The 24,570-nt window shown below is 65.3% G+C and carries 21 protein-coding genes; 15 read left to right on the forward strand and 6 right to left on the reverse strand.

Going from position 1 to position 24,570, the window contains the following annotated elements; translation table 11 throughout:
• The first annotated feature begins 82 nt into the window (after nucleotides 1-82).
• The 8 genes from V6F88_RS02695 to V6F88_RS02730 all read left to right on the forward strand — a co-directional run bounded on the left by V6F88_RS02695 (nucleotide 83) and on the right by V6F88_RS02730 (nucleotide 10,663).
• Nucleotides 83-1,564: an amidase gene (locus tag V6F88_RS02695; protein ID WP_332607799.1), complete on the forward strand. Its 1,482-nt coding sequence runs from the start codon at nucleotides 83-85 to the stop codon at nucleotides 1,562-1,564.
• A gap of 361 nt (nucleotides 1,565-1,925) precedes the next feature.
• A complete protein-coding gene (locus V6F88_RS02700; RefSeq protein WP_332607800.1) occupies nucleotides 1,926-3,542 on the forward strand; it encodes a methyl-accepting chemotaxis protein in 1,617 nt (538 codons plus the stop codon).
• A 7-nt stretch (nucleotides 3,543-3,549) separates the two neighbouring features.
• Nucleotides 3,550-4,083, forward strand: a complete 534-nt coding sequence (locus V6F88_RS02705; RefSeq protein WP_332607801.1) for a chemotaxis protein CheW — start codon at nucleotides 3,550-3,552, stop codon at nucleotides 4,081-4,083.
• Nucleotides 4,080-5,480: a CheR family methyltransferase gene (locus tag V6F88_RS02710; protein ID WP_332607802.1), complete on the forward strand. Its 1,401-nt coding sequence runs from the start codon at nucleotides 4,080-4,082 to the stop codon at nucleotides 5,478-5,480. Before V6F88_RS02705 ends, V6F88_RS02710 begins: the two co-directional genes overlap by 4 nt.
• Nucleotides 5,473-6,159 (forward strand): chemotaxis protein CheW, encoded by a 687-nt coding sequence (locus V6F88_RS02715; RefSeq protein ID WP_332607803.1) that lies wholly within the window; start codon nucleotides 5,473-5,475, stop codon nucleotides 6,157-6,159. The genes V6F88_RS02710 and V6F88_RS02715 overlap by 8 nt, the downstream gene beginning before the upstream one ends.
• Nucleotides 6,156-8,597, forward strand: coding sequence for a hybrid sensor histidine kinase/response regulator (locus V6F88_RS02720; protein ID WP_332607804.1), 2,442 nt, complete (start codon nucleotides 6,156-6,158; stop codon nucleotides 8,595-8,597). The genes V6F88_RS02715 and V6F88_RS02720 overlap by 4 nt, the downstream gene beginning before the upstream one ends.
• A complete protein-coding gene (locus V6F88_RS02725; protein WP_332607805.1) occupies nucleotides 8,594-9,604 on the forward strand; it encodes a chemotaxis response regulator protein-glutamate methylesterase in 1,011 nt (336 codons plus the stop codon). Before V6F88_RS02720 ends, V6F88_RS02725 begins: the two co-directional genes overlap by 4 nt.
• Before the next feature lie 33 nt (nucleotides 9,605-9,637).
• A complete protein-coding gene (locus V6F88_RS02730) occupies nucleotides 9,638-10,663 on the forward strand; it encodes a diguanylate cyclase (RefSeq protein WP_332607806.1) in 1,026 nt (341 codons plus the stop codon).
• A 6-nt stretch (nucleotides 10,664-10,669) separates the two neighbouring features.
• On the opposite strand, the gene V6F88_RS02735 is transcribed toward V6F88_RS02730, so the two are convergent.
• Nucleotides 10,670-11,149 (reverse strand): Lrp/AsnC family transcriptional regulator, encoded by a 480-nt coding sequence (locus V6F88_RS02735; protein ID WP_332607807.1) that lies wholly within the window; start codon nucleotides 11,147-11,149, stop codon nucleotides 10,670-10,672.
• A gap of 179 nt (nucleotides 11,150-11,328) precedes the next feature.
• Between V6F88_RS02735 and V6F88_RS02740 the strand changes: the two genes are divergently transcribed.
• A complete protein-coding gene (locus V6F88_RS02740) occupies nucleotides 11,329-12,612 on the forward strand; it encodes a cystathionine gamma-synthase family protein (protein ID WP_332607809.1) in 1,284 nt (427 codons plus the stop codon).
• A 10-nt stretch (nucleotides 12,613-12,622) separates the two neighbouring features.
• Here the strand turns inward: V6F88_RS02740 and V6F88_RS02745 are convergent, their stop codons facing one another.
• Nucleotides 12,623-14,143, reverse strand: a complete 1,521-nt coding sequence (locus V6F88_RS02745) for an MFS transporter (RefSeq protein ID WP_332607811.1) — start codon at nucleotides 14,141-14,143, stop codon at nucleotides 12,623-12,625.
• 141 nt (nucleotides 14,144-14,284) lie between these two features.
• Here V6F88_RS02745 and V6F88_RS02750 point away from each other — a divergent pair, with 141 nt between their 5' ends.
• From V6F88_RS02750 to V6F88_RS02775, 6 genes are all read left to right on the forward strand, one after another.
• A complete protein-coding gene (locus V6F88_RS02750) occupies nucleotides 14,285-15,151 on the forward strand; it encodes a LysR family transcriptional regulator (RefSeq protein WP_332607812.1) in 867 nt (288 codons plus the stop codon).
• Nucleotides 15,152-15,364: 213 nt separating this feature from the next.
• A complete protein-coding gene (locus V6F88_RS02755) occupies nucleotides 15,365-16,357 on the forward strand; it encodes a tripartite tricarboxylate transporter substrate binding protein (RefSeq protein ID WP_332607813.1) in 993 nt (330 codons plus the stop codon).
• Between the two features lie 28 nt (nucleotides 16,358-16,385).
• Nucleotides 16,386-17,099 (forward strand): class II aldolase/adducin family protein, encoded by a 714-nt coding sequence (locus V6F88_RS02760; protein WP_332607814.1) that lies wholly within the window; start codon nucleotides 16,386-16,388, stop codon nucleotides 17,097-17,099.
• Nucleotides 17,100-17,197: 98 nt separating this feature from the next.
• On the forward strand, nucleotides 17,198-17,779 hold the full coding sequence (locus V6F88_RS02765; protein ID WP_319300736.1) for a TetR/AcrR family transcriptional regulator: 582 nt from the start codon (nucleotides 17,198-17,200) through the stop codon (nucleotides 17,777-17,779).
• Nucleotides 17,780-17,869: 90 nt separating this feature from the next.
• The gene (locus tag V6F88_RS02770) at nucleotides 17,870-18,973 is read left to right on the forward strand and encodes an alkene reductase (RefSeq protein WP_332607815.1); all 1,104 of its coding nucleotides are present in this window, start codon (nucleotides 17,870-17,872) and stop codon (nucleotides 18,971-18,973) included.
• Between the two features lie 97 nt (nucleotides 18,974-19,070).
• Entirely contained in the window at nucleotides 19,071-19,457 is a 387-nt protein-coding gene (locus V6F88_RS02775; protein ID WP_332607816.1) for a nuclear transport factor 2 family protein, read from the forward strand.
• Nucleotides 19,458-19,514: 57 nt separating this feature from the next.
• Here V6F88_RS02775 and V6F88_RS02780 read toward each other — a convergent pair whose 3' ends face one another.
• The 4 genes from V6F88_RS02780 to V6F88_RS02795 form a co-directional block, all read right to left on the reverse strand.
• Nucleotides 19,515-20,201, reverse strand: a complete 687-nt coding sequence (locus tag V6F88_RS02780; RefSeq protein WP_332607817.1) for a GntR family transcriptional regulator — start codon at nucleotides 20,199-20,201, stop codon at nucleotides 19,515-19,517.
• A 201-nt stretch (nucleotides 20,202-20,402) separates the two neighbouring features.
• A complete protein-coding gene (locus V6F88_RS02785) occupies nucleotides 20,403-21,389 on the reverse strand; it encodes a tripartite tricarboxylate transporter substrate binding protein (protein ID WP_332607818.1) in 987 nt (328 codons plus the stop codon).
• Between the two features lie 89 nt (nucleotides 21,390-21,478).
• Nucleotides 21,479-23,410: an acyl-CoA synthetase gene (locus V6F88_RS02790; RefSeq protein WP_332607819.1), complete on the reverse strand. Its 1,932-nt coding sequence runs from the start codon at nucleotides 23,408-23,410 to the stop codon at nucleotides 21,479-21,481.
• A gap of 17 nt (nucleotides 23,411-23,427) precedes the next feature.
• The gene (locus V6F88_RS02795) at nucleotides 23,428-24,561 is read right to left on the reverse strand and encodes an acyl-CoA dehydrogenase family protein (protein WP_332607820.1); all 1,134 of its coding nucleotides are present in this window, start codon (nucleotides 24,559-24,561) and stop codon (nucleotides 23,428-23,430) included.
• Nucleotides 24,562-24,570: the final 9 nt, after the last annotated feature.

Here is a 24,570-nt window from a genome sequence, read left to right on the forward strand (position 1 = left end):
CCCAGGTTGCGTAGTATGTCGCCTGGGCGTACTGGCCCAGCCAGCCAGTCCGACAACCATCACGATAATCCGGAGACCCCGCATGCCTCTCGCCACGTCGATCGACGCCGTCAGCCTGAACCCCATCGTCGCCATGCCGGCGCATGCCTTGTCGGACGCGATCCGGCGCCGCGAGCTGTCCTGTGTCGAGGTCATGCGCGCCTATCTGACCCATATCGACCAGGTCAACCCCAAGATCAACGCCATCGTCGCGCGCCGTGATGCCGACGAACTGCTGCGCGAGGCGGCTGAGCGCGATGCGCAACTGGATGCGGGCCAGTGGCTAGGCTGGATGCACGGCATGCCGCAAGCGCCGAAAGACCTGACTGCCGTGCGCGGCATGGTCACGTCGATGGGCTCGCTGGTCTACAAGGACCAGGTTACGCAACACGATTCGATCATCGTCGAACGCATGCGGGCCGCGGGCGCCCTCTTTATCGGCCGCACCAACGTGCCGGAATTCGGGCTGGGGTCGCACACCTATAACCCTGTGTATGGCACCACGGGCAACCCCTACAACCCCAGCAAGACGGCGGGCGGCAGCAGCGGCGGCGCGGCGGCGGCGCTGGCCGCGCGCATGCTGCCGGTGGCCGACGGCAGCGACTTTGGCGGGTCGCTGCGCAACCCGGCGGCGTTCTGCAACGTGTACGGCATGCGGCCGTCGGCGGGGCGCGTGCCGTTCGGGCCGTCGCCCGAAGTGTTCTTGAAACAGCTGTCCTACGAAGGCCCCATGGGCCGCACTCCGCGCGATGTGGCGATGCTGCTGTCCGTCCAGGCCGGGCACGACAAGCGCTCGCCCTTGTCATTGCGTGACGACCCGGCGCAGTTCAGCGCTGCGCTGGACGCAGATATGCGCGGCAAGCGGGTGGGCTGGTTGAGCGACTGGAAAGGCTACCTGCCGATGGAGCCCGGCATTCTTGACGTTTGCGCGCAGGGCCTGGCCACGCTGGACACCGTGGGCTGCGACGTGGTCGATTACGACGTGCCGTTCGCCGGCGACCGGCTGTGGCGAATGTGGCTGACGCATCGGCACCTGATGGTGGGCGGGCAGTTCCGGGCGTTGGTGCAGGATCCGGCCACGCGCAAGCTGGTCAAGCCCGCGCTGATCTGGGAAGTGGAGGGCCTGGACGGCATCAGCGGGCTGGACGTCTATCAGGCCACGCAAGAGCGCAGCGCGTGGTACCAGACGGTGCTGCGCATGTTCGAGGAGGTGGACTTCCTGGCGGTGCCGTCGGCGCAGGTGTTTCCGTTTGACGCCACGCTGGACTGGCCTAAGCACATCGCCGGGCGCCCCATGGATACCTATCACCGCTGGATGGAAACCGTTACGCCGTGGACGCTGGCCGGCTGCCCGGTGATCAGCGTGCCGGTGGGCTTCAACCCCGACGGCCTGCCGATGGGCATGCAACTGATCGGGCCGCCCCAAGCGGACCTGGACGTGCTGCGTCTGGCCCAGGCGTACGACCAGGCCTGCGACTGGGTCGCGGCGTATCCGCCCGCGGCGCTGTGGTCCGCGTCGGCGTAGCGTCGGCAGCGGCCTGAGCGTTCCGGGCTGCCTGAGCGTTCCGGGCTGCCTGCGCGATCCTGGCTGCCTGAGCGTTCCGGGTGGCCAAGTGTTCCGCATCGCCAGAGCGGCCCGCGCCGCCATGGCGCGGGACCGGCCCGCGCCGCGCCCCCCTCCGCGCTACGCATCCTCGTCCAGAAAATACAAGCTTTGTAAGTGATCTTTGCTTTTTTCTGACGAATGCGCCATTTTTACGGGGATTTCCCTAGTTTTTCATGGCTGGGTGGTCCGGGCTTTGCAATAATCAGCCAAATTCCCCACATCCTGTCATGGGTTCAGGGGCGGGCGTTGTCGTGTGGCACCACCACAAAGGTCTTCCAGTATGAATAATCTGACTCTTCGCCAGCGCATTTTGGCCAGCTTCATGGTCATCCTGGCCATCATGGCCTTGATGGTGGTGGTGGATTACCGCCGCCTGCTGCATATCGAAGACGAAGTGGTGATGATCAACACCGACGCCGTGCCGGGCATTTACTACAGCACGTCGATCCGGGCGTCGTGGTTTGCAAGCTTTGTCGTGGTGCAGGACGCTTTCAATAGCGACACCGAGCAGGAACGCCGCGCCACGCTGGAAACGCTGCCCAAGAGCGATCAGCAACTGCAAGAGAACGTCGATTTCTACCGCCGCACGATTGCGCGCGAGGACGATCGCGCCATGTTCGCGGAATTTGAAAAGGATCTACAGGATTACAAGCGCATCCGCGCCGACATCCTGGCCGGGGCGGTGGCCGATCCGGTCGGGGCCCGAATGCGCGTCAAGAACGAACTGCGGCCCGCCTTCTACAAGGGCCGCGACATCCTGGCCAAGATGGTGGCCGAAAACAAAAAGCAGGCCGATGACGCCGCCGTCAGCATCAAGTCCGCCGTGGATTCCGCCGAGGTCGGCATGCTGGTGTCGCTGGCGTTCGCCATTGCGGCAGCAGTGGTGTGCGGCTTCCTGCTGATGCGCGCCATCGCCAACCCCATGCGCGACATCGTCAAGACGCTGGAATCGACCGGGGGCGGTGACCTGACGCGGCGCCTGTCGCTGGCGCGCAAGGACGAATTCAACGCCATCGAAACCGGCTTCAACGGCATGGTCGATGAGCTGACCGGCCTGGTGGGCAAGACGCAGCGCTCGGCCGTGCAGGTCGCCACGTCGGTGACCGAAATCGCCGCCACCTCCAAGCAGCAGCAAGCCACGGCTTCCGAAGTGGCGGCCACCACGACCGAGATCGGCGCAACCTCGCGCGAAATCTCGGCGACCTCGCGCGAATTGGTGCGCACCATGACGGAAGTGTCCAGCGCGGCCGAGCAGACGGCGTCGCTGGCGGGCAGCGGGCAGGTGGGCCTGGCGCGCATGGAAGACACGATGCGCAACGTGGTGGGCGCAGCGGGTTCGGTCAACGCCAAGCTGGCCATCCTGAACGAGAAGGCGGGCAATATCACCCAGGTGGTGACCACGATTACCAAGGTGGCGGACCAGACGAACCTGTTGTCTTTGAACGCGGCGATTGAAGCCGAGAAGGCCGGCGAATACGGCCGTGGCTTTGTGGTGGTGGCGACCGAGATCCGCCGTCTGGCCGACCAGACCGCCGTGGCCACCTACGATATCGAACAGATGGTGCGCGAGATCCAGTCGTCCGTGTCGGCCGGTGTGATGGGCATGGACAAGTTCTCGGAAGAAGTGCGCCGGGGCATGGCCGACATGCAACAGGTGGGCGATCAGCTGTCGCAGATCATCCAGCAGGTGCAGACGCTGGCGCCGCGCGTGCAGATGGTCAACGAAGGCATGCAGGCGCAGGCCACGGGCGCCGAGCAGATCAACCAGGCCTTGCAGCAATTGAGCGACGCGGCCCAGCAAACAGTGGAATCGCTGCGCCAGTCCAGCCTGGCCATTGAAGAACTGACGCTGGTGGCCAACGACCTGCGCAGCGGCGTGTCGCGCTTCAAGGTCTGATGCTTCCATGGCGGAAACTGCTTCCTCGCCCATTGCCAGCGCTGCCGGCGCCGCCAACGCGGCGGCCCGGCGGCTGTATCTGTTGTTCCGCATCGGCGGCGACCGCTATGCGCTGGACGCGGGGGATGTGATCGAGGTGCTGGGTCTGCGCGTCTTCAAGCAAGTGCCGGGCGCCCCGTCCTGGGTGGCCGGCATGCTGCAATGGCGCGGCGCGACGGTGCCGGCCATCGACATGAGCGCGCTGGCGGGCCACGCCGACGCGGCCCGCGTTACCAGTACCCGTCTGGCGATGGTGCGCTACCGGGCCGGCGGGGCGGCGGCCGAGCACGTGCTGGGCCTGATCCTGGAACAGGCCACCGAAACCGTGCATTACGACCCCGCAGCATTTCAGCCGTTTGCGCTGGATAACGCCAATGCGCGCTACCTGGGGCCCGTGCTGAACGACGGGCAGGGCATGGTGCAGGCGGTGGGCGTGAATGAATTGCTGCCGCCGCCCGTGCGCGCGATGCTGTACCCGGCGGACCGGGAGATCACGCCATGATGCTGGTCGACGAATTCAGCGCCTTGCTAAAACGCAAGATGGGGCTGGACAGCGGCTCCATCGGCAAGGCGGCCGTCGAACGCGCGGTGCGCCACCGGATGGGCGCGGCGGGCGTGGCCGACGAACACGATTACCTGACGCGCCTGCACAGCACGCCGGCCGAGATGCAGCAGCTGATCGAAGCCGTGATCGTGCCCGAGACCTGGTTCTTTCGGTATCCGGAATCGCAGACGGCGATGGCCACGCTGGCGCGTGAACGCCTGTTCGCGGCGGGCGCGCCCGACGGTCGGGTGCTGCGCGTGTTGAGCATGCCGTGTTCCAGCGGCGAAGAACCGTATTCCATCGCCATGGCTTTGCTGGACGCCGGCGTGCCCGCTGCGCGTTTCCAGATCGATGCCGTGGACATCAGCGAACGCATGGTCCAGTTTGCGCAACGCGCCGTGTATGGCCGCAACTCGTTTCGCGGCGATGATCTGGCGTATCGCGACCGCCATTTTGCTGAGACGGCCGACGGCCACCAACTGTCCGCGCAGGTGCGGGAACGCGTGTGTTTTCGGCAGGGCAATGTGTTCGACAGCCAACTGCTGCCGGGCACGGCGCCGTATGACTTCGTGTTCTGCCGCAACCTGCTGATCTACTTCGACGGGCCGACACAGGAACGCGCGGTGCAGGTGCTGCGGCGCTTCACGCGCGGCGACGGCGTCATGTTCGTGGGCCCGGCTGAAACCAGCCTGCTGACCGCGCGGCGCCTGCCGTCGGTGGCAATGGCGCGCTCGTTCGCCTTCCGTAATCAGGCCATGCCGCCTCAAGCCGAGATGCCCGCGTCGTCCAGGCCGATCGTGCACGCGTGGACGCCGCCCCGCCGGCCCGTGGCGCAGGTTCCGACTGGACACCTGCCGGTGCCGCATGCGGCGAATCCGCCCGCTTCGGGGGCGTCGCCGGTGCGCTCGCCCGTGGCCGGCCCGACCGGGACGTCCAGGTCGACGTCGGGGGCGACAAACGCCGCTAGCTGGCAGGCATCGCCCGGCGCGGCGACCAGCGCATCGACCAGTACATCCAGCACACCGACCCGCGCATCCCCCAGCCCCGAAACTTCCCTACGCCAGATCGCCACGCTGGCCGACCGGGGCCGCGTGCAAGACGCGCTGGCGCAGTGCCGCGCGCATATCGACATCCACGGCGTCAGCGCTGATGCGCTGCATCTGCTTGGCCTGTTGCAGGATGCTGCTGGCGACTCGCGCGAGGCGCAGGCGTCCTATCGCAAGGCGCTGTACCTGGACCCCACCCATCGCGAGGCGCTGCTGCACCTGGCGGCGCTGATCGCCTCGGCTGGCGATATCGAAGGCGCCCGCCGCCTGCAAGCGCGCGCGGCGCGACAGGAGGCCCGACGTGGTTGAACCCATCGCGCTGCTGTCCGATGTTGACGATTGCTGGAACCGCATCGGCATCCGCGGCGACAAAACCTGCCCGCAATTGCCCGAGCACGTGCATTGCCGCAATTGCCCCGTCTACGCCGCCGCCGCCAAACGCATCCTGGACCGACTGCCGCCGCAGATGGACGCTATTGACGGTGATTCGTCAGACGGCGACCACGACAAGCCCCGTGAAGACGTTCGAATGTCTTCGTTGCTGGTCTTCCGGCTGGGCCGCGAATGGCTGGGCCTGCCGACGCGTGCGCTGGACGAAGTGGCCGGCACGCGAGGCATCCTGGCGCTGCCCCATCGCCGCGATCCGGCGGTGCTGGGCGTGACCAACGTGCGCGGCACCTTGACCGTCTGTGTGTCCCTGGCACGCCTGCTGGGGCTGGACATGGCGCCGGCCCCGCTGGATGTGCGCGAACGCTCGGGCGCCGCGCGCATGTTGATTTTCGGTGGCGCGGGCCGGGCCGTGGTGCTGCCCGTGGACGAGGTGGAAGGGATACACGCCGTCGACCTGGACCGGTTGGAACCGCTGCCGGCGACGGTGCAAGGCGCGGCCCTGAAATATTCGCGCGGCGTGCAGCGTTGCGGCAACCGTAGCGTGGGCGTGCTGGACGAGACCCAATTGATGCAAGCCTTGGAACGGAGTCTGGCGTGAACCCGGACGAAATGCGCGATGCCTCGCTGCTAGAGCTGTTTCAGCTTGAGACCCGCACCCAGGTGCAGGTCCTGAACAACGGCCTGTTGGCGCTGGAACACGACCCTACCTCCGCCGCGCAGCTGGAAGCCTGCATGCGAGCGGCGCATTCGCTGAAAGGGGCGGCCCGTATCGTGGACCTGCACCCCGCCGTGCGCATCGCGCACGCCATGGAAGATTGCCTGGTGGCCGCGCAGGAAGGGCGGCTGCGCTTGCAGGCAGACGATATCGACGCCTTGTTGCTGGGCACTGACCTGTTGCAGCGGGTCGCCACGCCCGGCACGGAACTGGGCGGTGAAATCGATGAACTGGTGGTGCGCCTGAGCAGCGCGCCGAACGCGCCGCCGCCCGTTGCCCCGCGCGCGCCCCGACCCTCGGATTTCCTGCCGCCGATCAAGCGTATCGAAGATGAACCGGCGGCGGCAGCGGCGCCATCTACGACGCCATATACGACGCCGTACGCAGCCCCAAGCCTGGGGCCCTACACGACCCCGAACGCGACGACGATTCAGCCGGCAAGTCCACTCGCAAACCCGCGGGCAAGTCAGCCAGCAAACCCGCCGCCAGGCGCGCCACCGCATGCGCCGCAATCTGCCTCGCCCACATCCCAGCCGTCCGGCCGCCGTAGTTCCGATCAAGGGCTTTCCGAAAGCGAACGGGTCTTGCGCGTCACCGCCGACACGCTGAACAAGCTGCTGGGTCTGTCCAGCGAAACGTTGGTGGAATCGCATTGGGTCGGGCCGTTTGGCGCGTCCATGTTGCGGCTGCGGCGCATGCAGGCGGGCGCCGCGCAAGCGCTGGACGGCGTGCGCAGCGCCCTGGCCGGGCAGCAGCTGGACTCGCGCGCGCAGGCGGCGCTGGATGACGCCCAGCGCATCGTGGACCAATGCCAGCAGGAACTGATTCAGCGCACGAATGAAGTGGATGAATTCGGCTGGCGCATGAGCCATCTGGCGCAGCGCCTGTACGACACCGCGCTGACCTGCCGCATGCGCCCGTTTGCCGACGGCGTGGGCGGCATGGCGCGCATGGTGCGCGACCTGGGCCGTGCGCTGGGCAAGCAGGTGCGCCTGGAAATTGATGGCGACGCCACGCAGGTGGACCGCGACATCCTGGAAAAGCTGGACGCGCCGCTGATGCACCTGCTGCGCAACGCCGTGGACCATGGCATTGAAATGCCGATGGACCGCATGGACGTCGGCAAGCCGCCCGAAGGCTTGATCCGGCTGTCGGCGCGCCATTCGGCCGGCATGCTGGTAATTGAACTGAGCGATGACGGTTCCGGCATTTCGCTGGACCGGCTACGCGTTGAAGTCGTGCAGCGCAAGCTGACCACGGCGGAAACGGCCGCCCGCCTGAGCGAGGCCGAGCTGCTGGAATTCCTGTTTCTGTCCGGCTTCAGCACGCGCGGTGAAGTCACTGAAATTTCGGGGCGCGGCGTCGGGCTGGACGTGGTCCAGACCATGGTGCGCCAGCTGCGCGGCGCTGTGCGTGTGCACCAGACCACCGGGCAGGGCACGCGTTTTGTGCTGGAAATGCCGCTGTCCTTATCGGTGGTGCGCAGCCTGTTGGTCGAGGTGCAGGGCGACATCTACGCGTTTCCGCTTGCCTACGTCAGCCACGCCTTGCAGGTGCGTTCGCAAGAGATCGAACAACTGGAAGGGCACCAGCACTTTCGCTTCATGGACAGGCAGGTGGGCCTGGTGTCCGCGCGGCAGATCCTGCGGGGCGGCGAGCCGGCGCCCTCGGCGGAGTCGATGGCGGTGGTGGTCGTGGGCGATCACGACAAGCGGTACGGCATCGCCGTGGACCGCTACGTCGGCGAGCGCACGCTGGTGGTGCAACCGCTGGACCCCCGGCTGGGCAAGGTGCAGGACGTGATGGCGGGGGCGTTGATGGACGACGGCACGCCGCTGTTGATCCTGGACGTTGAAGACATGCTGCTGTCGGTACAAAAACTGATCGAAGGCGGCCGGCTGACGCGGGTGGACGGTGGTGGCCCCATCGCCCAAGAGCGCCGCCGCAAGCGCGTGCTGGTGGTGGACGATTCCCTGACCGTGCGCGAGCTGGAACGCAAGCTGCTGGTGAACCGGGGCTTCGACGTGGCCGTGGCGGTGGATGGCATGGACGGCTGGAACATGCTGCGCGGCGAGGATTTCGACCTGGTCGTGACCGATGTGGACATGCCGCGCATGGACGGCATCGAGCTGGTGTCCCGCATCAAGGCCGACCCCAAGCTGCAAGGCCTGCCGGTGATGGTGGTGTCGTATAAGGATCGCGAAGAAGACAGGCGGCGCGGGCTGGATGCCGGCGCTGATTACTATCTGGCCAAGGGCAGCTTCCATGATGACGCGCTGTTGGACGCTGTCGAGGACTTGATCGGGAAGGCACTGACGTGAGAATCGGCATCGTCAACGATATGCAGATGGCCGTTGAAACCCTGCGCCGCGCCATCGCGCTGGAACCGGGGCTGGAAGTGGCGTGGGTGGCGTCCAACGGCGAGGAGGCGGTGGCGCAATGCGCGCGCGACCGGCCCGACGTGGTGTTGATGGACCTGATCATGCCCGTCATGGACGGGGTAGAGGCCACGCGCCGCATCATGGCGGAAACGCCGTGCGCCATTGTGGTGGTGACGGTGGACGTGGCCCGCCACACGGCACGGGTGTTTGACGCCATGGGCCACGGCGCGCTGGACGCGGTGGACACGCCCGTGGTCACCGGCGGCGACATGCGCGCCGCCGCCGCACCCTTGCTGCGCAAGATTCGCAACATCGGCTGGTTGATCGGGCGCTATGGCAACCGGCCCACGCTGACGCCCGTGCCCAAATCGGCGGCGCGCGCCGACGCGCAGCGCTTGCTGGTGATCGGCGCGTCGGCGGGCGGGCCGGCCACGCTGGCGCAGCTGCTAAGCGATCTGCCGCTGGGTTTTCCGGCCGGCATCGTGCTGGTGCAGCACGTGGACGCTTCGTTCGCGGCGGGCATGGCGGACTGGCTGAACGATCAGGTGTTGCTGCCCGTGCGGCTGGTGCGTGAGGGCGAACGCCCGATGCCCGGCCAGATCCTGCTGGCGGGCACGGACGACCATCTGCATCTGTTGCCCGACGGCACGCTGCGCTACACCCAGGACCCCAAGGAAAGCCTGTACCGGCCTTCCATCGACGTGTTCTTTCACAGCGTGGCCCAGCACTGGCGCGGCACCGCCGTTGGCGTGCTGCTGACCGGCATGGGCCAGGACGGCGCGCGTGGCTTGAAGGCCATGCGTGAGCGGGGCTGCCTGACCATCGCGCAAGACCAGGCCACCAGTGCCGTCTACGGCATGCCCAAGGCGGCCGCCGCCATGCAGGCCGCAGTGGAAATCAAACCATTGAACCTGATCGCCCCGCGCTTGATTCAGGCCCTGGCCTGAGCGCGCAATGCGGTTCAACATCAAGGACTTACCATGCACCCACCTTTAGACAACGCAGCCTCGGCCGACTTGAACGCGCACGCGGCCATGGTGCTGCTGGTGGACGATCAGGTGATGGTCGGGGAAGCGATCCGGCGGGCGCTGGCCACCGAGGGAAACATTGATTTCCACTATTGCTCGGACCCCTACAAGGCGCTGACGGTGGCCATCCAGACACGGCCCACCGTCATCCTGCAAGACCTGGTGCTGCCGGGCGTGGACGGGCTGAGCCTGGTCAAGGAATACCGCAACCATCCGGTGACGCGCGACATTCCCATCATCGTGCTGTCCACCAAGGAAGACCCCGCCATCAAAAGCGCCGCGTTCTCGGCCGGGGCCAACGATTACCTGGTCAAGCTGCCGGACTCTATCGAACTGGTGGCGCGCATTCGCTATCACTCGCGTTCGTACCTGGCGCTGGTGCAGCGCGACGAGGCCTACCAGGCGCTGCGCCAAAGCCAGCAGCAGCTGCTGGAAAGCAATATGGAGTTGCGACGCCTGACCAATTCCGACGGGCTGACGGGCTTGGGCAACCGCCGGTATTTTGATGAATACCTGAACGCGGAATGGCAGCGCGCGCGACGCGACCAACGCGAGATCAGCATGCTGATGATCGACGTGGATTACTTCAAGGCCTACAACGACACGTACGGCCACATCGCGGGCGACGAGGCACTGAAGCGGGTGGCCAACACCATCTTCGCCAGCTGCGACCGGTCCACGGACCTGGCCGCGCGCTTTGGCGGAGAAGAATTTGCGCTGGTGCTGCCGGGCTCGCCGGCGGGCAGCGCACGGCTGGCGGCCGAGAAGCTGCGGCGCGCGGTCGAGGCCATGCAGATCCCGCAGAAGAACACGGGCTCGGGCCCCTGGCTGACCGTCAGCATCGGCACGGCCACCGCCATTCCGGTGGCGGACCAACCCTGCACCGACCTGATTCAGGTGGCCGATCGCGGCCTGTACCAAGCCAAGCGCGACGGCCGCAACCGCGTCGTTCCCGGGCAGATGCAAGCGTCCGCCTAGGCGCCGCTACAGGTGAAGTTTGGTTGACGACTTCACTTCATGCATCGACAACGTACTTAGCAATTCCTTCACGCCGGGCAGGGTGCGCAGGCGATTGCGCACAAATTCCGAATAGGCGTCGAAGTCCTGCGCCACGATATGCAGCAGGTAGTCGTGCTGCCCCGTGGTGTTGTGGCACGCCAGCACTTCCGGCATGGCGGCCACGGCGGCTTCAAAGGCATGGCATAGCTTCTCGGTATGGTTTTCAAGCGAGATGCTGACGAAGGCCACCACGCCCATGCCCAGCGCCCGGCGATCCAGAATGGCCTGGTAGCCGCGAATGACCCCCGAGGCCTCCAGCCGCTTCAACCGCTTCCAGCAGGGCGAGGCCGATAGCGACACGCGCTCGGCCAGCTCGGCGTTGCTGAGCCGGCCATCTTCTTGAAGGATTTTCATGATTTTCCAATCGATCGCGTCAAGTTGATGTAACAAGGCAGTGTCTTTCATGGATGGGTATGAATGGGAAACAAAGTTTCTCATTATCGTGGTGTGGCGATAGAAATGGAAAGATTATTGGCGGCGGCCGCGCTCATACTGCAAGACATCCCGAGGCGGCTGGCGCTATCGTCGCAGCATGCGAAACGCGCCTGCCCGGTCGGCTGGAACCCCGAAGAAAGAGGCACACCATGACGTATTCGACGTATCACAAGAAAGATATCTTTGGCCGTCCGCTGCACGCGGAAACGCAGATGATGTCGTACGGCTACGACCCCTTCCTGTCCGAAGGGGCGGTCAAGCCGCCGGTATTCCTGACGTCCACCTTTGCGTTCCGGTCCGCCGAGGACGGCGCTGCGTTTTTCGACCTGGTGTCGGGCCGCAAGCCCCTGCCGCAGGGCGAATCCGCCGGGCTGGTCTACAGCCGCTTCAACCATCCCAACCTGGAAATCGTGGAAGACCGGCTGGCTTTGCTGGACGGTTCCGAGGCGGCGGCCGTGACGGCCAGCGGCATGGCCGCGATCAGCGCCGTGCTGATGGCGTTTCTGCGCCCCGGCGATCAATTGGTGCAATCGCTGCCGCTGTACGGCGGCACCGAAACCCTGATCGCCAAGATCTTTCCGGAGTGGGGAATCGGCTCGCATCCCATCCAGGACGGGCTGTCGCCCAAGCATATGCGCGCCGCGCTTGAGGCGGCCGCGGCCAAGGGCCCGGTGCGCGTCTTCTACGTGGAAACGCCCGCCAACCCCACCAACGCGCTAATCGACTTCGAAGGCATGAAGAACGAGCTGGACGCCTTCGAAACGCGCCACGGTTATCGCCCGGTTTCGGTGTGCGACAACACGCTGCTGGGGCCCATCTTCCAAAAGCCGGCCGAGCATGGCGTGGACCTGTGCGTGTATTCGCTGACCAAATACGTGGGCGGGCACAGCGACCTGGTGGCGGGAGCGGTAACGGGCACCAAAGAGTTGATCAAGAAGGTGCGCGCGATACGCAGCGCGTTCGGTTCGCAACTGGACCCGCATTCGTGCTGGATGATCACGCGGTCCATGGAAACGGTGGTGCTGCGCATGAAGCAGGCGGCGCGCACGGCAACCAAGGTGGCGCAATGGCTGGCCGGCAACCCCTACGAAAAGGTCACGCTTTTTCATCCCGAGATGATTGCGGATCGCACGTATCAAGAGGTCTACAAGCGCCAGTGCACGGGGCCGGGCTCGACGTTTGCGTTCGTGCTGGACGGGGGCCGCGAGCGCGCCTTTCGCTTCGTCAACGCGTTGCATCTGTTCAAGTCGGCCGTGAGCCTGGGCGGTACGGAATCGCTGGTGTGCCATCCCGCGTCCACCACCCATTCCGGGGTGCCGGCCGCCGAACGCGAGGCGGCGGGCGTGTCGGAAGGGCTGATCCGGATCTCAATCGGGCTGGAGCACGAAGAAGACCTGATCGCCGACATGGACAACGCGTTTCGTACGCGCTGAACGTCAAGCGCTAAGCCGCCGCCGCCTGCCGCCGCGACCGGTTCAGCAACACGAACGCGGCGGTGGCCACCAGCATGACGGTGGCGGTGGCGATGACAGCGGCGTAGCCGGTGTCGAACGCCGTCCGGGCCAACTCGGTCAGCGTGGCTGCCAGGTCGGTGGGCAGGCCTTCGGCCACGATCAACGCTTCGTCCAGGCTGTCGCGCAGCGCGGGCGCCGCCGCCAACGCGGGCGGCACGTCCAGCGTGTTGGCGTACACGCCGGACAGGATGGACCCCATCAGCGTCACGCCCAACGCACCGCCCAGCTCGTACGACACTTCCTCGATCGAGGCCGCCATGCCGGCGCGTTCCTGCGTGGCGCTTTGCATGATGGAGCTGGACGCCGCCGTCATCGTCGCGCCGATGCCCAGGCCCAGCACGCTAAGGCTGATCATCTGCGGCAGCACGGCGCCGTCATAGCACAGCAGGTAAGCGCCCATGCCCGCCGCTGAAATGACCAGCGACAGGAACATCAATCGCGGTCCGCGCATGTAGGCCAGCAGCCATCCCGCCACGGGGCCGGCCACAAAGGCGGCCAACGGCAGCGGCAGGATGAACAGCGCGGCCTGGATAGGCGACATGCCCAGCACCAGCTGCAAGCGCTGGCTGAACACCAGTTCCAAGCCCAGCAGCGCGGCGCCGGCGAACAGCGCGGCGGCGACGCCCGAGCTGAAGGTGGCGTTGCGGAAGATGGCGAAGTCAATCAGCGGATAAGGCCGGCGGCGCTGGCGGCGCACGAACACCGTCAGCATGGCGACCCCGGCCACGCAGGCCAGGCCCGCATGCAGCCACGACGTGGACGCACGTCCCAGTTCCTTCAACGCATAGGCGCACAGGATCAAGCCAGCCATGACTTGCAGCGACCCGGTCAGGTCCCACGGCCGCGCGGTGGCGGGGCGGCTGGCCGGAATCAGCCGCCAGGCCAGCGGCAGGGCCAGCAGCACAATCGGCACGTTGATCAGAAACACCGATCCCCACCAGAAATGCTCCAGCAGCACGCCACCCACCACCGGGCCCAGCGCCGCGCCGCCCGAGGCCACCGACGCCCAGATGCCGATGGCCACGGCGCGCTCGCGCTCTTGGGCGAAAGTCAGCCGGATGATGGACAGCGTGGCGGGCATCATCATGGCGGCGCCCACGGCCAGCAGCACGCGGGCGGCGATCAGCGGGGCGGCGGCCGGCGAATACGCCGCCGCCAGCGAGGCCACGCCGAACACACCCAGCCCCATCATGAACAGCCGCTTATGGCCCAGCCGGTCGCCCAGCGTGCCCATGCCCAGCAGCAGGCCCGACACCACCAGGCCATACACGTTCACGATCCACAATTTTTCGGACGCGGTGACGCCCAGCTCGTGCGTCAGCCGGGGCAGGGCGGTGTACAGCACCGTCATGTCCACCACGATCAACAACAAGGCGATGGACACAATGCCCAGCACCAGCCAACGGCGCGGATCGGCCGTGGCGACAGCGTTCGAATGAGTCCGCTGCATAGTTCTACTCCTTTGAATCCACGCTGGGATTGTTGCGCCACAAAGGCGGCTTCCCAGCGCAAGGCAGGCATTATCTATCTGTTTATTTGCAGAAAAAAGTTTGGTTTCATCTATAAAATAGATGAATTAAGGAGGCGCCTCATGCAATGGACCCTGGACCAACTTCGGCATTTCGTCGCGGCGGCGGACGCCGGCTCTTTCTCGGCGGCGGCGCGCGGGCTGGGGCGGGCACAGTCCGCCATCAGCACATCGGTGGGCCTGCTGGAGGCCGACCTGGGCGTGGAATTGTTCGACCGCTCGCGCCGCAACGCGACGCTGACACCCGCCGGCGAAGTCATGCTGCAAGAAGCGCGCGAACTGCTGCGCCAGGCAAGCGGGCTGGACCAGCGGGCCTTGTCATTTGCCGCCGGCCAGGACGCGCGCCTGTCGATCGCCTTGGATGAAGCGCTGCCGTATCAGGTGCTGGGCGCGCTGGTGGTCGAAGTGGCGGACCGTTTTCCCGCCCTGGAATTGACGCAGCTGAACGGCACCGCCACCGAGGTGGCCGACTACGTGCAGCAAGGCCGCGCCAGCATCGCGTTCCACTTTGATCGGGGCGACCCGGGCAGCGCGTTCGCGCACCGCTACCTGGGCAATGTGGCGCAGGCGGTGTTCGTGGCGTCGGGGCATCCGCTGACCCAACTGGCCGAAGTCACGCGCAACGATCTGGCGCGCTATCGGCAGCTGGTGATGCAGATGGAAGGCGTGGAAGAGGTGCTGCTGAGCCCCACGGTGTGGCGCACGGACAGCTTCTACAGCATCGCCGGCATGGTGGCGGACGAGCTGGGCTGGGCGATCCTGCCGCTGAACATCGCGGAATACGAGAGCTTTCGCCGCACGCTGGCGCGCGTGCCGTGCGCGGGCTTGTCATTGCCGATGCTGTCGGTGCGCGCGCTGTGGCTCCAAGGGGCGACGCTAAGCGCGACCGAGGTTTGGTTGCAGGAACGGATGGGGCAATTGTTGGGGTGATGCGAGCCCGGGGGATCCGCGCCCACGGCGTGGCCTTTGAACATAAACCCGCGCGCATATGGCTATATGGCGACCGGGAGTTCGGTTCGATGGTGGTCGAAGCGAGCTCAAGCCATACAAAAAATGGCATGGCTAATAAGATAATTTCATTGGAAACGCCATGCCCGGCTGCCGACAATAGCGGCACATAAAAACTCATAACGGAGACAAAACGTGCGACATCCAACGCTCGTCAGGCGCTTGTGCGCGCTCAGTTCTTGTTTTTTGATGCTAGGTTTTGCGACGGCCAGGGCGGATGACTCCTATCCCAACCGGCCGATCACGGTAGTGGTGCCATTCGCGGCGGGCGGAGGTGCCGATGTCGTGGCGCGGTTAATCGCCGCCAAGCTGCCAGCCCATCTGGGAGGGCAGACGGTGATCGTGGACAACAAGCCGGGCGCATCGGGCAACATCGGTGCCAACCAGGTCGCGCGAGGCACGCCCGACGGCTATACCTTCTTGCTGACGAACAGCACGCTTACCATCAACGCGGCCCTGACGATGCGCGGCACGCCGGATGTAAAAAGGAACCTTGCACCGATTTCCTTGCTGGTTTCCGCACCGGTCGCCTTGGGCGTGAACCCGGCAATCGCCGCGAACAACGTACCGGAACTGGTTAGTTATATCCGGCAGAACAGTACCAAGCTGAGCTACTCGTCATGTGGCAACGGCACGCCTCAGCATTTCGCTGGAGAGTCGTTCAAACGGATGGCGCAGCTGGATTTGGTGCACGTACCCTACAAGGGTTGCGCCCCGGCGATCAACGATGGCCTGGGCAACCAGGTGCCCATCCTGATGAGCACCATCCCGAATCTGGCGCCGCACGCCCAAGCGGGCAAGTTAAGGCTGATCGCCGTGGCCTCTAAAAACCGGGCCTCGTTCCTTCCTGACGTGCCCGCCATCGCCGAGACCGCGCCTTTCGGCGAACTGGACATCTCCGTGTGGTTCGGCTTGTTCGCCCCACAGGGTCTGCCTGCGGCCGTGAAGGAAAAATTCCAGGATGCCGTCGTCGCCACCATGGCAGATCCGGCGGTGCGCAAGGAGTTCCACGAGCGCTACTACGAAACCTCGGAAACGGGGGGCGCGGCCATGGCGCGGCAGCTGGACTCGGATATCGAACTGTATGGAGCCGTGGCAAGGAAAGCCAACATTTCGCTCGACCAATAGTCGGATCCCGGCAATCAAAGGAGCCCTTATGAACGACAAATCGCCCATCAATGCCCTCATCGAAGACTTGGTCGTAGCCAACCGCATCCTGGCCCGTTTCGGCGTTCTGGATGGGTTCGGACATGTCAGCGTGCGTCATCCCGACAACCCGGGACATTTCCTGTTGTCGCGCTCGCTTGCTCCCGAATTGGTGACGGCCGACGACATCATGGAGTTCAACGAGGACTCCGAGCCCGTTGGCGCTGACACGCGCAAGCCATACTTGGAACGGTATATACACGGCGAAATCTATCGCGCGCGGCCCGACGTGCAGGCGGTGGTGCACAGCCATTCCCCCTCCGTCATTCCCTTTGCGGGTTCCAACGTGCGGTTGCGGCCGATTTACCATATGGCCGGTTTTCTGGGCGCAGGCGCGCCGGTCTTTGACATCCGCTGTTGCTTCGGCGATACCGACATGCTGGTACGCAATCGCGACCACGGTCGAGAGCTCGCCAGTTCGCTGAAACAAAGCCACGTAGCGCTGATGCGAGGGCACGGCTTTGTCACCGTGGGCAACGGCCTGCCAGTGGCCGTCTATCGCGCCGTCTATACCGAAATGAACGCTTCGCTTCAGCAGAAGGCTATCGGGCTGAACGGTGAAATCACCTTTTTGTCGGACGCCGAAGCCTCAATGGCCGACGAGATGATGGCCGGCGTGATGGGCCGGCCATGGGAGCTGTGGAAGAAAAAGGCGTTCGAATGACGGTGCCGCTTCGCGCTAACTGACCTGACGACCCCGTACGCCGCGCGGTCGTTACACCAACCTAGACGACTGGTCGGTTTTTTCTGTACACTCGCAAAATGAAAAAACCAGCAGCAGAGACGCGCCAGCACATTCTTGATGTGACCCGAGCCCTGATGACCCAAAAGGGCTACACCGCCGTCGGCCTGGCCGAGGTAGTGGCGGCGGCGGGGGTACCAAAAGGTTCGTTCTACTACTACTTCAAGTCGAAGGGGGAATTCGGCCAGGCGTTGTTGGACGAGTACTTTGCCGACTATCTGCGGACGGTGGACCGCCTGCTGGCAGCGGATGGCTCCGGCGCGGAGCGATTGCTGGGCTACTTCAAATACTGGGCTGACACGCAAGGCACGGACCTGCCGGACGATAAATGCCTGGTGGTCAAGTTAGGCCCCGAGATGTGCGACCTTTCCGAGGACATGCGCATCGTCCTTCAACGCGGGACAGACGCGATCATTGAACGTATCTCACGCTGTGTGCGGCTAGGGCAGGACGATGGCTCGATCACGTCAGCCGTGCCGGCCGAGGCTCTGGCCCAGTCCCTTTACGAGCTTTGGCTTGGCGCGTCGCTTCTTGCCAAGCTGAACAAAGCCACCACGCCTTTCGATACCGCTTTCGCCACTACCCAACGTCTGGTCGGGTAGTTTTTTTTGGCTGCCTTGTAGACGACTGGTCAACTATTTTCCCCACCCACATCCGACGACTTATGACTTATGACTGATGACCTATGCCCCATGACTGATAACAGCACGCGCACCGATTTGTTTTCTCCCGCACGCTTTGGGGCGATTGAACTGAGCAACCGGATTGTTATGGCGCCTGTCACCCGCAGCCGCTACGACGAGGACGGCGTCCCGAACGAATTGCACGCCACCTACTACGCGCAACGCGCAGGAGCCGGACTGATCATTGGCGAGGCGACGAATATTTCAGCCCAAGGCCGCGGCTATGCCGCGACGCCCGGCATATGGAGCGACGAACAGGTAGCGGGCTGGAAGAAAGTCACCGATGCGGTGCACGCCGCTGGCGGCACGATCGTCAGCCAGCTTTGGCATGTGGGTCGCTTTTCCAGTGCGCAGCTGCAACCCGATGGCCAAGCCCCTGTCGCGCCCTCGGCCATTGCGGCGGAAGGCAACACGTATACGGTCGACGGCTTTGTACCGGTTTCCATGCCCCGCGCACAGGAAACCGAGGAAATCGCCGGGGTCATCCAGCAATACAAGATCGCGGCGATGAATGCTCTACGTGCCGGTTTCGACGGGGTGGAAGTCCACGCCGCCAATAGCTATCTGCTGGATCAGTTCCTGCGCGACTCCACAAACCATCGCACCGATCGTTACGGCGGCTCGATCGAAAACCGAGCGCGCCTGACGCTGGAAGTCACCGAGGCCGTCGTCGACATCTGGGGTAGCGACAAGGTCGGCATCCGGCTATCGCCAGTGACGCCGGATGCGGGCAACACGCCGCCCGACAGCAACGTGATGGCGATGTACGGGTATTTGATCAAGCAACTGAACCGATTTGGCCTGGCCTATCTGCATGTTGTCGAAGGCGCGACCGCCACGTCGCGGGAGGTGCCCGCCGGTGTGGATCTGGACGCGCTGAGCGGACTCTTTGACGGACCTTTCATCGGCAATAACAACTATGACCTGGAAATGGCCATCAAGCGGCGCGCACAGGGAAAGATCGATGCCGTGGCTTTCGGTCGGCTGTTTATCGGCAATCCGGACCTGGTCGAGCGCCTGCGTCGTGGCGCGGCGCTGACGGTCGCGCCGCGCGAATCGTATTACGGCGGCGGCGCGAAGGGCTACATCGATTGGCCCAACGGTTCGTATTGAGCCGACCGTCGTTCCTTCCCTTCCGTCGTTCCTTCCCTTCCGTCGTTCCTTCCCTTCCTTTACCTGCTTTCCCCACCCCGACTCCAAGGACAACATCATGAGCAAGAACCTCAAACCCGTCGCGACCCAAGACTACGATGCCGTTATCGCAGTCGCGCAGAAATACGTCGATGGCCTGCGTCTTGGCAGCGCCGAAGGCGTTGCTCAAGCCTTTCATCCCGACGCCGTGATGTACGGATTCACCAACGGTGCGCTGCTGGGTGGCCCCATCGGCAACCTGTTCGATTTTGTGAAGAAGAATGGTCGGGCGCCTGACATCGCCACGCGCCTGGACGTGCTGGCAATCACGCCGACCACGGCCGTGGTGCGTGTTGATATGGAGAAGGACGCGATCGGCGCGGATTACAACGACTTTCTGACGTTGATCAAGATCGATGGCGGCTGGAAGGTCATCGCCAAGGTCTACCACCAGTTCGAAGGCTGAACCGCCTTGCCGAACTAAGCGGGCGGTGTAGCTCGGAGACGGCCTTGGAAACAGGCTTTAGCTAAGCAACGCCGTCACCAGATCGCTGCCGCCCTGGCTGTCGTCGGTGAAGTTCAGCGCCGTCTGCACGTGTTCCAGATGCTCGTCCATCAGCGCGCAGGCGCGTTCGGTATTGCCCGCGCGCGCCGCCTCGATAAAGGCGTGGTGCTCTTGCGACGAGCAACTGGCGTCGTGCGAACTTTGGTACAGCACGGTAATCACGGCACTGCGCGCCGACAGTTCGCGCAGCATGCCGGTCAGCACCGAGTTGCCCACGGCTTCGGCCAGCAGAATGTGGAAATGGCCCAGCAAATGGTTGCGCTTTTGCACGTCGCCGGCTTCAAGCGCCGCGCGTTCTTCGGCCAGGTGGGCGTCTATGCGGCGGTAGTCGGCGGCCGTGGCGCGCGCCACGAATTCCTTGGCCAGCGCGGCTTCCAGGATGCGGCGCACGGCGTAGACCTCGCGCGCTTCGTTGGCGTCGGGCTTGCTGACGAACGCACCTTTGTCGGGAACGATGTTGATCAGCTTGTCCTTGGACAGCATCAGCAGGGCCGCGCGAATTTTGGTGCGACTGACCTTGTAGACCCGCGCCAGCGCCTCTTCGCGCAGCCGGGTGCCGGGCGGAAGCTTGTGCGCCACGATGGCGGCGGAAACTTCGCGGGCGATATCGTCGGCGCTGGGATCTGTGGAAACTTCCTGGGTCATGGGGCGCGGCTGCGGCGGCCGCAGGGGCAAAATCATCGGGCAGCCAGTCTATCAAAAAGCCGGACAGGAAAGACAAACATTTTTTGCATACAAATTTCGGATACAAGGTGGTTTATCCGCCAATCTGCCTGCCTGTCCTGCCTGTCCTGCCTGTCCGCTATGCTCGCGCCGCGTCCATGCCCGCGCGCGCAGCCCCCGGCATCAATCCTTGGCCATCAGCCCCAGGTACTCGATCAACCCCTTTTCCTTCACATACGTCGCCTGCGCCCAGGCCTTGTAGTCTTCGCTGTTGCGGTAGGCGGGTTGCTGGTTCAGTTGCTTCATCACGTCCATGCTGGCCTGGTCGAACAGCGCTTTCTTGAAGGCGTCATGCAGCGTCTTGACCACGGCCGCGTCCATGCCCTTGGGGCCCGCCAAACCATACGGCGACGTGGACACGACCTTGTAGCCCAGCTCTTGCGCGGTGGGCACGTCGGGCCAGCGCGTGGTGCGCTTTTCGCCAAAGGTCACCAGCAGCCGCATCTTGCCCGAGTCCACAAACTGGTCCCAGCCCGTGGCGTCGCTTTGCGCCATGACGTGGCCGCCCAGCAGCGCTTGCTGCATGTCGGCGTTGCCCTTGAACGGCACGTGGTTCAGCTTCACCTTGGCGTTGATGGCGATTTCTTCAATCAGCAGATGCGGCGACGAGCCAATGCCCGTGGAGCCGTAGTCGATGGTGCCGGGCGCCTTGCGGGCGGCCTCGATGTACTCGTTGAACGTCTTGTACGGCGAATCCGAGCGCACCGTGAAGCCGAACGTGTAGCCCGACAAGCCGATGATGAAGCTGAAATCGTTGATCGGGTCCCAGCTGCTTTTCTGCATGTAGGGCATGCGCAGCATCGCCAGCGTGTACAGCGCAATCGTGTAGCCGTCGGGCTTGGCGGTGCGCGCCATGGTGGCCGTGCCCAGCGTGCCGCCCGCGCCGGGGCGGTTTTCCACGATGACGGGTTGCCCCAGGTATTTCGAGGCGTCCTGCGCCACGATGCGCAGGTGCCGGTCGGTGGAGCCGCCCGCGGGGAACGGCACGATCAGGGTGATGGGCTTGGTGGGAAAAGCGGCTTGCGCGCTGGCGGCCAGCGGCACGGCGGCGCCAACGGCGGCAAGCAGCAATGCGCCCAGGCAGGCGCGGCGCAAAGGCATCTTCGGCATGGGGTTGTCTCCTGTGGTGTTGTTGTGATGTGTGGTCGTGTTGTGGTCGGTCGTCGGCTGTCGCTGAAAGGGCGGGGGGCGGCGTCGGTTCAGTCGCGCAAGGCCACCTTCACCGGCAATCGCGCCAACGCCTCGCGCAGCTGCTCCTTCAGCGGCGCGGGCGCGTCGGCGTCCGCCTGGACGGCGACGTCCGGTTGTGCATCGGCCAGCACGCGGAAGATCTTGCTGTCTTCCGTCAGGCCGGCCGCTTGCAGGGTGCGCGCCACCACGGCCTCTACCGAAACGGCAGTGGCCAGGCGGCGCAAATCGGGTTTGTAGATCTTTCCCACATTGGTCATGGGCATGGCGTCCAGCACGATCACGCGCTTGGGCCGCGCCGGGCCTTCATCCACATGGGCGGCGGCGTAGGCGACCAGTTCGGCCTCTGTGACCTGCGCGCCCTCCATCAGCGTGACGAAGGCCACGGGCAGCTCGCCGGCGTAAGCGTCCGGCGCGCCCACCGCCGCGCACAGGTGCACGCCGGGGTGCGTGGCCAAGGCGTCCTCGATGGTTTTTGGATCGATGTTGTGGCCGCCCCGGATGATCAGGTCCTTGGCGCGGCCTTGCAGGTGCAGCCGGCCTTCGCCGTCCATAAAGCCGACGTCGCCGCTGATCAGCCAGCCGTCTTCCGTGAAGGCGCGGGCGGTGTCTTCCGGGTCCAGAAAGCCGGGGATCACGTTGGGCGCCTTGAACAGCACCATGCCGGGCGTGCCGGGCGGCAGGTCGCGCGCGGCCTGGCCCGAGGGCACGTCCAGCCCCACGATGCGCACCTGCACGTAAGGCAGCGGGTAACCCACGCAATTGACCGGAAACACCGAGCCGGGCGGGGTGATGGACGATATGCCGGCCATCTCCGTCATGCCCAGGCTTTCGTTCACCTGCAAGCCGAACAGCCGCTTGAAGCGCGCGGCCAGTTCGGCCGGCAAGGGGGCGGCGCCCGTGCGGCAATAGCGCAGCGATGAAATATCGGCGCCCGCCAGCGGCACGTCGGCCAAGGCCGCCAGTATCGTCGGCACGCCTTGCAACGAGGTCGCGCGGTGCTTTTCCACCAGCCGCCAGTAGTTGCGCAGCACCTCGCGGTTGCGCAGCAGCATGGGCGTGGGGATGACGGTTTCCACGCCCGCGGACAAGGCCGCCAGCGACGCCGGCAACACGCCCGCTACGTGAAACAGCGGATAGCCGTTGATGACCACGTCCGTCGGCCCGGCGTTCTGCAACTGCACGGCCGCCCAGGCGGTAAAGACTTGGTTGGCGTGGGTGTGGATGGCCAGCTTGGGCGCGCCGGTGGTGCCACCCGTGTGGAAATAGGCCGCCACGTCGCTGGCGCGAATCACGCGTTCGCTAAGCAGGCGGCTGGCGGGTTGCGCGGACCGGTTGGCGTTGAAGTCCAGCGCGTAATCGGGCAAGGCGGGCCGGTCGGACAGCGCTTCGGTGTGGGGCGCCACGCGCAGGATCGTCTGCAAGGTCGGTACGCGGTCGCGCAGGCGCAGGGCCTTGGTCCACATCTGGCATTCAGCCTCGGCGCCATAGGCGATCAGCACCTTGGCGCGCGCCGTCGTCATCAGGGACGCCAGCTTGTCTTCGGTCAGCATCGGGTTCAGCGGCTGGACGATGCCGGCCGCTTCGCCGCCCCACAGCGCCAGGTGGTATTCCAGGCAGCCGGGCAGCATGACCGCCACGGCGTCATCCGCGCGCACGCCCAGGTCGTGCAGCAGGTTGGCCGTCTGGTGGATGCCGGCCAACAACTCGCGGTAGCTCCAGCGGATGGCCTCGTCGTCCGGGTCGGCGGACCGCAGGAAGGTCAGCGCGGTCTTGTCGCCGAAGGCCGCGGCCGAGTTGCGGAAGATCTCGTAGGTGCTCTGCACCGTCAGCGTTTCGGCCAGCGGCCGCGCTTGCAGGCGCTGTACGTCGGCGGCGCTGCGCACGGGGAACGGCGCCGAGAATGGTGGCGACAAGGGCGGGGCGGCGTGGGCCTGCGTCATGGTGTGCCGACCTCCGTTCACGCCTGCGCCAGCGCGATGTAGCGGCGCAGGTGGTGGTCTTCGTCACCCAGTTGGTGGTCGATCATGACCAGACGCTTGGCGTAGTGGGCCAGCGGCAATTCCCAGGTCATGCCGATGCCACCATGCAGCTGGATGCTTTCTTCGGCCACCAGCGTGCCGATGCGGCCGATGGTGAACTTGGCGGCGGACAGCGCGCGTTCACGCGTGGCCCGGTCCGGGTGGTCCAGCGCGGCGGCGGCGTTGATGACGGCCGAGCGCGCCTGTTCAATTTCCAGCAAGACATCCGCCATGCGGTGCTGCAAGGCCTGGAAGCTGCCGATAGGCGTGCCGAACTGGCGCCGTGTGCGCAAGTATTCCAAGGTGGCGTCGCGGGCGCAGTCCATCGCGCCCACGGCTTCGGCGCACAGCGCCAGGATGCCGCGCCCCACGGCGCGTTCCAGCAGCGCATGGCCCGCATCCACGTCGCCCAGCAGCGCATCGGGGCCCAGCTTGACGTTGTCCAGCGTGACTTCGGCCGCGCGTCCGCCGTCGATCAAGCCATAGCCGCGCACGCCCACGCCGGGTGTGCCCGCGCTGACCAGGAACAGGCTGATGCCCGCTTCGTCGTCGTCCGCGCCCGACGTGCGCGCCGACACCAGGAACAGGTCGGCATGTTCGCCCGCCGTGACGACGGCCTTGGCGCCGTTCAGCACCCAGCCGTCACCCAAGCGTTCGGCGCGCGTGCTGACGCGCGACAGTTCGTAGCCGGAGTCCGGTTCGGCCTGCGCCAGCGCCGCCGTGATGCCGCCCGCGATCAGGCCGTCCAGGGCTTCGCGCTGCGCGGGCGTGCCGGCGGCGGCAATGGCGCTGCCCACCATCAAGGCGTCCAGAAAGGGCTCGACCACCAGTCCGCGCCCCAGCGCCTCGAAGACGACGGAGATATCGAACCCCGCGCCGCCCAGCCCGCCATCGGCTTCGGTGAACAAGGCGCCGATCGCGCCCAGCTCGGCGTAGCGGCGCCAGAATTGTTCGCTATACCCCTGGGGCGATTGGGCGTTGCGTTCGCGGGTCGCAAAGTCGTACTGCTCGGTGACAAAGCGGCGCAGCATGTCGGAAAGCATGCGCCGGTCTTCGGTGTGTTCAAAGTTCATGGCCGGCCC

Origin of the sequence: Achromobacter sp. ESBL13, from assembly GCF_036668755.1 — a bacterium.
In the GTDB taxonomy this organism is placed as follows: domain Bacteria; phylum Pseudomonadota; class Gammaproteobacteria; order Burkholderiales; family Burkholderiaceae_B; genus Achromobacter.